Genomic DNA, 11,901 nt, shown 5'->3' on the forward strand with positions numbered 1-11,901 from the left:
ATTGTCAATCGGACAGGAGAGATAGGAGAGAATAATAGTTGACTCCAATCTCCCCAATCTCTCCAATCTTAGTAATGTCCCCAATAGAATTCACGAAAACATCGACAGGCACGCAAGTTCCGACGTGGCGATCGGCAGAGGCGAGCTGGGGATTTAGTTGTGTTACAAGTCCGATTAGATGATCCGCGCTCATCCGTTTAATCCTTCCAACGAGCAAAAGACCTAATAGAGCTGGCTGCTGAAGTTATGCAGATAGATCATTTTCTGTTGCGCTCCCATGAGGTCAGCCTAGTCGAGGGCAGCCTTAAAATAGCATAAAGATAGCATAAATATAGCATAATTTAAGGAAATTTTACTAGTACACCACCTACTAGTGGCTAGTGGGCTCCCCAAGATTTAATAATTATTAAAGAAAGAAAATCTTCACAAACCAGTAAACTAGTCAGAAATAGGGAAAGAATGCGATGTTTACAAATGTCCTCCCAAAAACAACCCTAGAGTTGGAGTATCCGCCCAAAGACCTGTTTGAAGCGATTGAAGACCTCAAACAAGAATTAAACGCAGTTATTCTGGCTCACTATTACCAAGAGCCAGATATTCAAGATATCGCTGACTACATCGGCGATTCTCTCGGTCTTTCTCAACAAGCGGCGGCTACAGAAGCAGATGTTATCGTCTTTGCTGGGGTTCACTTTATGGCAGAAACTGCCAAAATCCTTAACCCCAATAAATTGGTACTACTCCCGGATCTAAATGCTGGTTGCTCCCTAGCTGACAGTTGCCCTCCCCAAGAATTTGCGGCCTTCAAAGCAGCCCATCCCGACCATCTAGTGGTATCTTACATTAATTGCTCCGCTGAAATTAAGGCGATGAGCGATATCATTTGCACCAGTTCTAACTCAGTTAAGATCGTCAACCAAATTCCGGAAGACCAGCCGATTATTTTTGCTCCAGATCAGAACCTAGGTCGCTATGTCATGGAGCAAACCGGACGGGAGTTAGTCCTGTGGGAGGGGAGCTGTATTGTCCATGAAACCTTTTCTGAGAAAAAGATCGTGGAACTCAAAATACAGCATCCTAAAGCGGAGTTTATTGCCCATCCAGAATGCGAAGCCCCTGTCTTGCGTCATGCCAGTTACATTGGTTCCACAACAGGTTTATTAAAGTATAGCGAGGAAAGTTCAACGGCAGAATTTATCGTGGCTACTGAGCCAGGAATTATTCACCAAATGCAAAAGAGGGCACCCCATAAAAATTTCATCCCTGCTCCAGGTATGGATAGCAATTGTGCCTGTAACGAATGCCCTCACATGCGGCTCAATACTTTGGAGAAGCTGTATCTAGCCATGAAGCAGAAAACACCAGAAATTACTATGCCGGAAGACATCCGAGTAGCGGCGTTGCGACCAATTCAACGGATGTTGGAGTTATCAGTGTAGTGCTGTAGTGCCTCTGAGCAGGTTGACACAATTACTTGACAAAAGTATAAGTTATAAGTTATTACTTATGACTTATAAGAACTTTGTGTTGTGAAAACGAATAACTGCTTAGGCATTAATCAAAAATTAGCGACATTTGACAGCTCCGGGACCTGAAGGACGGGGATTCACAGAACATAAAGTTTGGCTGGTTGTGCCAAACAACCTCTAGACACTCCGGTAAAACCATCGTGCTTACTTTTACGGCCAATATTCCATGCACCATTACAATCGGCATTAATTAAATGGCCATCTTTAGATCGATACAATCCGCGTTTAACCCTTTTCCCGCTAAAAGTATGCTTGGCGGGGTTGTCGGCATTGTAGACAGGGATTTGGTCACCATCCAAAGAGCTAGCTTTACTGGTGTAAGACTCCTCTTGTTCTCGGTACTGAATCCCATACCGTTGACACAAAGCTTGAAGTTTTTGCCTAAGGTTGTAATGGGGGATTTGGACAAAGTTCTGATTGTTCCGCTTGCCAATATTGATTTCCTGTTTCCATCCAGGATTAACTCCTACGATCAGCACACCAATCTTGTTGGCGATGCATTGATTAATAATCAACCTGGCCGCTTTGTTAAGGTAATCTCTAACTTGATTATTGCGAGTCTTCAGGAGTCTAGACTGGCGATTGGTCAAAGCTTTTATCCCAAGTTTGTCCTTGGTACTCTGAAGCTTGCTGTTGATCTTGTTGTACCACTGGTTGATAGATTTAAGTCTTTTGCCATCCACTACAAAGGATGCCCCGGTAGTCATAGTACAAGTAGCAAGATTATTCAGTCCAAGGTCGATAGATATCCCTTGACCGGTTTCAAGCTCTTGAGGTTCATTAGGTTGTTCAATAATAAATTCAACTTCAAACCACCTAGCATGATGTTTTGGTTTCAGGCGAACCTCTTTGAGTTTTTTACCTTGAAGTCGATCGGGGAAAGGAATCCAAATCTCTCCGTGTTCAGCTTTGAACTCTCGGGACATAGGTACTCTGAAAAAGCCATTCTTGATTTTCACCCTAGGCATAATCAGAGGAAAGTACCCCTCTTTGGGCAAATATTTAGGGAGAGAGATTTGATTGAATTGGTAAGCCCCAAGTTTAGCTTTTTCGATCAGCTTAAAAAAGGACTTGAAAGAGCGATCTACTACTTTCAAGGTTTGCTGGGCGACGTCGGTGTTGAGCAGACGATAATTATCGTTGCTTTTAACCCCATGGTAGTTACTCTCATATCGAAGGTAACCACGTTCAGTAAAGAAGAACTGTCTAACCGAGTAAAGACCTACGTTATAGAGGTTTTTACTGAGTCTGCACAGTGTCTTAAGGGCAAGATATTGTTTCTTGCTCAACCCACGTATTTGATTCTTTTGAGTCAAGTACATAAGTCTGTTTCACTGATATTATTCCATTCTAGCGAAAATAAGTTAGGCTGGCAAGTAAGCGTGGACAGTTGTAAAGCCGTCCTTTAGGACGGGGTTTCAGACCCATTAATTAACGATGATCTATCGTGCAAGATTTTAAATCATCCCCTGACGAGTATTTCCCATCTGCCAACACTCCCTCCCAATTTGACATCATAGTGGTGGGCAGTGGTGCGGCTGGGCTTTATGCAGCCCTTTGTCTACCTGCTCATTTGCAGGTAGGTTTGATTACCAAAGACACCCTAAAAACAGGCTCTAGCAACTGGGCCCAGGGAGGAATCGCTGCTGCTATTGACCCATCTGATTCCCCAGAGCTTCACCTCGAGGATACCCAGCGAGCGGGTGTTGGTCTTTGCGATCGCGAGGCGATAAAGTTTCTGGTAGAAAATGCCTCTGCTGCCATTGACTCTCTGGTCAAGATGGGGGTAGCCTTTGACCGGAAAGGCAAAAAGCTAGCCATGACCCTAGAAGCAGCTCACTCTCGTCCCCGCGTCCTCCATTCGGCAGACACCACGGGTCGAGCAATTGTGGATACGTTGACTAGTAAAGTTTTAGAGCGTCCAAATATTCAGGTGCTATCTCACGCAGTGGCTTTGAGTTTATGGCTCAATCCAGCAACTGGTCATTGTCAGGGGATTAGCCTCCTCTATAAAGGTCAGATATCTTGGCTAAGAGCTTCTGCGGTAATCCTAGCCACAGGTGGTGGCGGTCAAGTTTTTGCCCAAACAACCAATCCGACTGTAAGTACAGGAGATGGAGTAGCACTGGCTTGGCGGGCTGGGGCAATTGTTAGAGATTTGGAGTTTTTCCAATTTCATCCCACGGCTTTAACCAAACCAGGGGCACCTCGCTTTTTAATTACAGAAGCTGTCCGGGGAGAGGGGGCACATTTAGTAGATCACAAAGGCGATCGCTTTGCTTTTAATTACCACCCTTCAGGGGAGTTGGCTCCTAGAGATGTGGTAAGTCGGGCAATTTTTAGTCACTTAGAGAAAACCTCCGCCGATCCTAGCCACGGGAATGTTTATTTAGACTTGCAACCCATTGATCCTGAGCAAATTCGCTATCGTTTCCCCAATATTATTAACGTATGTCAACATTGGGGGATTGATATCTTAAAGCAGCCCATTCCCGTTGCACCTGCTGCCCATTACTGGATGGGAGGAGTGGCTTGCGATCTGACCAGTTGCACCTCGATTCCAGGGCTATATGCTATTGGTGAAACAGCTAGTACGGGAGTCCATGGTGCCAATCGCTTAGCGAGTAATTCCTTATTGGAATGCTTGGTTTTTGCCGCCCAATTAGCTGAGATTAAAACAGCTCCTAATCTAGCTCTGCAGGAATCCCTACCTTTGAGAAAAGAGAAAGGTGACTGGGAAAGGGACATCGAGAAGATAGCATCAGTAAGGCAAAGTTTGCCCTCCCTGATGTGGCAAAGTGCAGGAATTTGTCGCTCCCAGGAAGTTTTGGAGTCAGCCCTTGCTCAAGTTAATTCCTGGCGCTCTGAATTGGCTGGCTTAGAGGTGAGTCAATACCTGCTTGATTTACTGCCCAACCAAACAGTTAAATTTGAGTCACCATTAGCGGAGCAGCAATTGCGAACGGCTGCAGAAACATTCAATCTCCTGGATATTGCCCATTTAATTCTCAAAAGTGCAGCATTACGCACAGAAAGTCGGGGCGGACATTACCGTAGCGATTATCCCCAAACCTCACCCAGTTGGCAAGTTCACACCTTAGTACAGGGGGATCGTTGGTGGAAATCTCCACAACTTTCTCTAACCTTAGAACCCAAGGAAATAGCGGTATGAATACCACTTATTCAGAAGCGGTGAAAACAGCGCAAACCTATTATGATGGTGCAGAAACAGACCGATTGTATGCTACTTTATGGGGTGGGGAGCATATCACTTATGGGATATACAAGAGTTCGGATGAACCGATCCATGATGCCTCCAAGCGCACGGTGGAAACAATTGCCCAAACTCTGGAAAATCTAGCTCCCGATTCACGAGTCATCGATATAGGTGCTGGTTATGGAGGGGCGGCGCGGTATCTGGCCAAAACCTACGGTTGTTCTGTCTGCTGTCTCAATTTAAGCGAGCGGCAAAATCAACGGAACCGCCAACTGAACCAAGAGCAGAATTTAGCCCACTTAGTTGAGGTAACTCAGGGGAGTTTTGAGGATATTCCCTATCCAGACAATTCCTTTAATATTGTCTGGTCCCAGGATGCCATTTTACACAGTAGCGATCGCACTCAGGTCTTTGAAGAAATTAAGAGGGTTCTGCAGCCAGGGGGAGAGTTGATTTTTACTGACCCCATGCAAAAGGAGACTTGTCCACCAGGGCTACTGCAACCAGCCTTTGACCGTCTGGGTATCAAGGATATGGGTTCCTATCGCTTTTATAGTCAGACAGCCCAGGAATTGGGTTTTGAGGAATTGCACTTTATTGACCTTTCGGAAAATGTCCCTATCCATTATCGACGATTTGGGAAAGAAGTGCGCGTACGCTATCAGGAGGTAGTCAGAATAACTTCCACCGAATTGGCCGATAAAACCTTGAAAAGCATTGAACCCTGGATCGAGTATTACGAAAAAGGGTACATGCAGTGGGGCATTTTGCATTTTCGCCTGCTGTAAAATTTTTGGGAGTCAAGCTGTGACGATTTACTTTTACGAGATTACCGAAAAGCCCTATGGTTGTTTCTCCAACTTTTCCCCCCATGGGTTTGAACTGGACGGACTCTGGTGGCCCACCTCAGAGCATTATTTCCAAGCCCAGAAATTTGCTGGTACCTCCCATGTAGAAGAAATTCGCTTAGCAAACACTCCCGCAGAAGCTGCGAGCATGGGACGAGAGCGTACTCGTCCTCTGCGCAGGGATTGGGAAGAAATCAAAGAGGATGTTATGGGGCGAGGCTTACTGTGTAAGTTTCAAACCCATGCTGATATCCGCGAAATTCTGCTGGGGACAGGGGACGAACTAATTGTGGAAGATGCTCCCCAGGATTATTATTGGGGTTGTGGTAAAGATAGGAGCGGTAAGAATCGCCTGGGAGAAATTTTAATGGAAATCCGAGCTATCTTACGGGAATCTTGAGCAGGAGGAATGCTTAACAATCATGACAGAGTTAATGAATGCCGTTATTCTTACTGGTAAGCATTCAGCCGTCAGCTGTCAGCCGTCAGCTTAAAATAAACCTTGAACGGGAGAATTTAATATTGAGAGATTTTAGATAATTGAAAGTCTGGGGATTTGCCCAAAAGCCAAAGACTATAAATCCCATCGCAGCAGAGGTAACAGAGATTAAACGAATGCTTACCTCTTTTATTCAAAAGCTGATAGCTGAATGCTTACTATTACTGAATTTGGAGAGCCCTAAAAAAGAGCCCGAAAAACTGGTCTATACCCAAAGTACCTAAACCAGTCCGGAAAAAGGGAGAAGTGTTAATTAACGTTGGAGCTTGTAAGGATTTTCTGGCTCTACCGGACTGCCTAGGTAAAACTGTCAGTAAATAATTAGTATAATCTTGATTGGGCGGGAGTTTTAGTGTTGGAGAGAATGATTTTTTATAAATCACCTGCCCAATCATACTTAGTGGGCTCATACTTAGTGGGCAATAAGGGCGTTTTTCTGCATACTAGGTTCGGTAGAGCCGTTTTTATCTACTCGATCCGAAATGCTTGAGCCGAAATCCTTCCCAAATAACTAGGATTTTTTACTTTTTAAACACGAAATTACCTTGGAATAACCATGACACTATCACAACCGGAAAAAGAATATCCTCTTTCAAAAGACGAAGCTTTGATTTACGATTGGCGCATCCATAGTATTCGCCAAGCACTGAAAGAAAAAGGAAAAGCCACAGGTCCTTTGCAAATCGAAGATTTGCTAGAATTGGATCACCTAGACCAATACCACTACTTTGGCACCAAAGCTTGCGATCGCGCTATCGATCGTTTGGCACTATCCCCCAACTCGCGAGTTTTGGACATTGGCAGCGGTATTGGTGGGCCAGCTCGATACATTAGTTATAAAACGGAATGTCACATCCAATGTGTGGAATTAAGAAAGAGTTTTAACGAAATTGCCCAAGAACTCACCCAACGAGTGGGACTTGACAAACGCATCCAATACCTCACAGGCAGTATTCTAAGTCCCCAAGTCATTGACGCCCTGTTGCCAAGCTCATTTGACAGCATCATTTCGTTTCTGTCATTTTTACACATTGAAAACCGCGATAAAATACTGGAAATTTGTTTTAGCTCTTTGAAGGAAAACGGCCTGATCTATATCGAAGATTACGTGGCCAATGGCCCTCTGACACCAGAGGTGCAAACCACTCTAGAAGAAGTGGTTCAATCCTCTTATGTGCCAACCCGCGAAACCTACCGAAATCACTTCGAACGTGTAGGATTTGCTGACATTTGTTTCATCGATTTAACAACAGGATGGAAACGTTGGGTAAAAGAACGCTATCAAAAATTACTCCAATCAAAAGAAGAATCAATAAAACTAGTCGGTGAAAACGTTTATGAACACCGTCGTCAATTTTATCAAACCATTAGCGACTTGTTTGAAAGCGGCAAGATTGGTGGCTCCTCCATCCTTGCAAAAAAACCTTGTGCTCCAAAAATTTACCAAGTACCTGATACATATTTCTCCTCTACAACCTCTGTTTATAGTGAACAATACCATTTCTTTCTCGAAGACGGTTCTCTACTTGCTCTAAGATATTTCAAAACTGGAACAATCGAGCATTACTCAGCCTGGTGGAGCGACACCAAGGGCTACTCCCTAGAACTTATCAATACCTCCGAACAGCAACGCTCAAATCAACACATCTCTATCAAAAACAACGATGGAACCGGAAGCATTTGTTTGCCAGAAGCTAATATAGAAATTCAATTCCAAGTTGCCGCCGAATTCACTTGGGCGGTTCCCGCTGAAAAAAATCATCGCGCCGTCATTCACCAACCAAAACTCCTGTGCACAGTTTCCACAGGCGATCGCACTCAAAAAGGTATAGGTTATTGCAAAATTTATCAGGGAGATTACCCCAAGTTTTGGGGCTACCACTTTGTTCACGCATTTTTCCCTAATTACGGAATAATTTGGAGTGCTGAAGCGACATTTGGCCAAGAAAAATACAATTATTTCAAGCTCCTGAACACCTCCGAAACAGAAAAAGAAATATTGTTAAGTGGAGAAGATTCTTACCATCGCCAAACCAGTGCCCATGGCCGCATTCAAGATAAAAAATATCACTTGAAATTCGACAAAAAAACTTTCGCAACTTGGTCGAGCATCAAGCGAAATCAACCATTGACTATGGAAAGTAAGCTATCCTTGGAATATAGAGCCGCTATTCTACAAATAGACGACCAAGAAGTTGCAGAAGGAATTTGTTTAAAAGAATTTTGTTTCGGCACAATTACCTAAAATTAGGATAAATTATTTCAAAGCTATCATATCGATAAACAAACAGCTAATGACTATAAAACTACAGAGAAGCGATGGTGAAATCCTCTGTCTTTTAAGCAGGGGATTAAACCGAAGGAGCCGTTTAGACTAGACATATTTATGTGTCTAGTCTATGGTAAAATGATAGTTACTGGGGGAGGTTAACAGCAGAGTAACAATAGCAGTGAAGTGATGGATAAGTCTACTTTATCTAATTGGGATACAGAGGCAGACGTGGTAGTTGTTGGTAGTGGAGTTGCTGGACTAGCGGCTGCGGTTGAAGCCAAAAATGCTGGTGCATCGGTAGTTGTTCTAGAAAAGCGTAGCGCCTGTGGCGGAAATTCCATCATGAGTGATGGAGGGATAGCGGTTGCGGGGACTGATTTTCAGAAACAATACGGTATTCTAGACTCTTGGGAACTCATGTATGAGGATATGTTGAGAGCTGGCTTGAATATGAATGATGCATCTCTGGCTAAGATAGTTGCTCAACAGTCTAATTCTGTACTAGAGTGGCTTACTGAATATTTAGCTGTCAAATTTCAACATAAGCCCATAATCTTTGGCGGCCATTCTGTTCCTCGTATCCATCTGCTACACAATTTTTCTGGAACAGCAATTGTGAAACCTCTTCTTTCAAAGGTAAAGGAGTTGGGCATTGAGATCAAAACCAATATTTGCCTCACAAAGTTCGGAAAGGATGTTCGAGAGATTGAAGTTTATGACAAAAAGCAAAACCAAGCCAGAGCAGTCTATGCAAATACTGGTGTCGTTTTAGCTACTGGTGGTTTTGGCGGAGATGTTGCTTTCCGAATGCTTCATGATGCTCGTCTAACCAGCACCGTAGGTAATACTAATCGTTTGGATACTACAGCAGAAGGAATGCTAGAGGCGATCAAGATTGGTGCTAGTTCTGTCCATTTAGAATATATTCAGTTATCACCTTGGAGTTCTCCTGACGAGAAAGCTGATAAAATTGCTACCGAATTTTTTTATACAGTTTTTCCCTATGGTATAGTGGTTCATCCCTTAACAGGAAAGCGGTTTTTTAATGAATTAGCAGACAGAAAAATTAGAGCAGATTCAATTTTAGACGTTGGTCAACCCAGCATTGGTATTGCTGATTTGGAAGGTATAAACATTTCTGGTCACAGTATGGATCGGTACTTAAGCAGGAATATTGTGAAAAGGTTTGAAGACTTGGAGGAACTTGCTGCAGCATATTCTCTGCCTTATCAAGCTTTAAAAGAAACTCTCGATCGCTACAACAAGTATGTCGAGAATAAGAAAGATGAGAGTTGGCAAAAGCCTATTCCATTAGATGCCAAACCTCTCCATGCTCCATATTATGCTATGCGATTGTGGCCTAAGGTACATTACACTATCGGAGGCGTTACCATCAACGCTAAAGCTCAAGTTATTGATAATAATGGCCAGCCTATTCAAGGCTTGTATGCTGCAGGAGAAGTGACAGGCGGTATTCATGGTGCCTCTCGCTTAGGGGGTTCTTCTTTAACTGAATGCGTGGTGTTTGGTAGAATCGCTGGTAGAAATGCTGCTTTACAAAAATTTACATAAATAGCCTAGACTTACTCTAGTAAGTTATGGAAAACTTTAAATTGTGGTTGCTAAATAATAATTTGTAATTTGTGTTGTTGACTGACATGCTGGAATATCCCGATGTACATACAATAGGCAAATTGCAACATGGCTAGCTTTGTATACTGAAGGGTATCAACCAAATCAGTATTGATTTAGCAATAACAACTTTAGCTATTTTATCAATGGGTGTCTAGCTCCCACAACTAACAATGAACAAAATCGTTTTAGAACCTCTCAAACAACATATTATTGATGGGGAATCTATTGGTTTAGAGGAAGCTTTAGATGAAGCCTTAAAAGACTATTCCCCCCGACAGATTATTAACACTTGCCTCTTAGAGGCTATGAGGACTGTCGGGGAATTATATGGTTCAAGAGAAATTCCGTTACCGTCCGTTATAAAATCGGCGGAGACTAAAAAAGCGGCGGTAGCGTATTTAGAAACCCATATGGATAAGGAAGAAGCTGAGGATATTACTCAGGGTAAATGTCTGATTGCGACGGTAGAAGGTGACCTCCACGATCTTGGTAAAAATCTAGTTGATATTATCCTTTCTAGCAATGGTTACAAGGTAATTAATTTAGGCATTAACCAACCAATCGATAACATTCTCAAAGCCTACGAAGAAAATCAACCAGACTGCATTGCCATGAGTGGCTTGTTGATCAAGACTATGGCAGTCATGAAGCATAATTTAGAAATTTTTAATGAAAAAGGCATTACCGTTCCTGTTATCTTAGGTGGCGCTGCATTAACTCCTAAGTTTGTGGAAAAGGATTGCAAAAATACCTATAAAGGTCAAGTTGTTTATGGAAAAAATGCTTTTGTTGATTGGCATTTTATGGATAAACTAATGTCAGCAAAAGCTGAAGATAATTGGGACGACCTGAAAGGTTTTTTAGATGAAGAAAATTCACCTCCCCCCCCACTAACCTTAGAAGAGATGGGGCAAATGCCATTTGCCGAAGCAAATCAATATAAACTTTATATGAATGACTCATTTGTTTATACTGAAGAATCTTTGGCAAAAGAATCATCGGTAAAAAAATCTGTGGTAATTGATACTAAGCGTTCCCATGTAGTAACTTTAGATGTAGAACGCCCTACTCCTCCTTTTTGGGGAACTCAAGTATTAAAAGACGGAGACATATCAATTGAAGACATTTTCCCTTATGTAGATGTACAGCTTTTATACGTGGGACGGTGGCGATTCCGTAAGCTAAAAGATCAATCACAACAAGATTATAATGACTTTTTAGCCACAAAAGCTTATCAAGTTTTAGAAGAATGGAAAGAAAAAGTTATTGCCGATGACCTAATACATCCGGCAGCAATTTATGGCTATTTCCCCTGTAACGCTGAAGGGAATACAGTGTATGTCTACGATCCACAAGATCACAATAAACTGCTAACAACCTTTGAATTCCCCCGTCAACGGGGAGGAAAACGTCTTTGTATTGCGGATTTCTATGCCACTAAAGAATCAGGTCAAATCGATGTCTTCCCCATGCAAATTGTAACAGCAGGTGAAATAGGAACCACCCATGCACAGAAGCTATTTGAAGCGGATAATTATCTTGACTACCACTATTATCATGGTGTGGCGATGCAGATGGCAGACGCCATAGCGGACTGGTTACACGCTAGAATCCGTAAGGAGTTAGGATTTGGGTCAGAAGAGCCTGATACTATAACCGATATAATGCGCCAACGCTATCGAGGATCTCGTTATAGTTTCGGTTATCCTGCTTGTCCTAATATGGCAGATCAATTCAAACAAATGGATTTACTCGATACCTCTCGCATTGATGTGTACATGAATGAAAGTGAGCATCTACTTCCTGAACAGTCTACCACGGCGTTTGTTGCTCATCATCCTGTAGCAAAATACTTTAATACTTAGTTGATTAGATAAATAAGCCGATGATGGTGGGTTAAT

8 protein-coding genes are annotated in these 11,901 nt (G+C 42.7%); 7 read left to right on the forward strand and 1 reads right to left on the reverse strand.

The annotated features are described in order from the left end of the window. The first annotated feature begins 464 nt into the window (after positions 1-464). Positions 465-1,439 (forward strand): quinolinate synthase NadA, encoded by a 975-nt coding sequence (gene nadA / locus F6J90_RS20930; RefSeq protein ID WP_293097623.1) that lies wholly within the window; start codon positions 465-467, stop codon positions 1,437-1,439. Positions 1,440-1,606: 167 nt separating this feature from the next. On the opposite strand, the gene F6J90_RS20935 is transcribed toward nadA, so the two are convergent. Beyond that, positions 1,607-2,818 carry a transposase gene (locus F6J90_RS20935; protein ID WP_293097626.1) on the reverse strand — a complete coding sequence of 404 codons (1,212 nt, stop codon included), beginning with the start codon at positions 2,816-2,818 and terminating at the stop codon, positions 1,607-1,609. A gap of 158 nt (positions 2,819-2,976) precedes the next feature. Between F6J90_RS20935 and nadB the strand changes: the two genes are divergently transcribed. The 6 genes from nadB to F6J90_RS20965 all read left to right on the forward strand — a co-directional run bounded on the left by nadB (position 2,977) and on the right by F6J90_RS20965 (position 11,865). After that, positions 2,977-4,701, forward strand: coding sequence for an L-aspartate oxidase (gene nadB / locus F6J90_RS20940; RefSeq protein WP_293097629.1), 1,725 nt, complete (start codon positions 2,977-2,979; stop codon positions 4,699-4,701). After that, entirely contained in the window at positions 4,698-5,534 is an 837-nt protein-coding gene (locus tag F6J90_RS20945; RefSeq protein ID WP_293097632.1) for a methyltransferase domain-containing protein, read from the forward strand. The genes nadB and F6J90_RS20945 overlap by 4 nt, the downstream gene beginning before the upstream one ends. Positions 5,535-5,553: 19 nt before the next feature. Beyond that, the gene (locus tag F6J90_RS20950; RefSeq protein WP_293097635.1) at positions 5,554-5,994 is read left to right on the forward strand and encodes an NADAR family protein; all 441 of its coding nucleotides are present in this window, start codon (positions 5,554-5,556) and stop codon (positions 5,992-5,994) included. Between the two features lie 655 nt (positions 5,995-6,649). Next, the gene (locus F6J90_RS20955) at positions 6,650-8,338 is read left to right on the forward strand and encodes a methyltransferase domain-containing protein (RefSeq protein ID WP_293097638.1); all 1,689 of its coding nucleotides are present in this window, start codon (positions 6,650-6,652) and stop codon (positions 8,336-8,338) included. Positions 8,339-8,551: 213 nt separating this feature from the next. Further along, positions 8,552-9,937, forward strand: coding sequence for a flavocytochrome c (locus F6J90_RS20960; protein ID WP_293097641.1), 1,386 nt, complete (start codon positions 8,552-8,554; stop codon positions 9,935-9,937). A 242-nt stretch (positions 9,938-10,179) separates the two neighbouring features. After that, positions 10,180-11,865 carry a vitamin B12 dependent-methionine synthase activation domain-containing protein gene (locus F6J90_RS20965; protein ID WP_366513811.1) on the forward strand — a complete coding sequence of 562 codons (1,686 nt, stop codon included), beginning with the start codon at positions 10,180-10,182 and terminating at the stop codon, positions 11,863-11,865. Positions 11,866-11,901 lie beyond the last annotated feature (36 nt).

It is taken from the genome of Moorena sp. SIOASIH, from assembly GCF_010671925.1.
Classification (GTDB): domain Bacteria; phylum Cyanobacteriota; class Cyanobacteriia; order Cyanobacteriales; family Coleofasciculaceae; genus Moorena.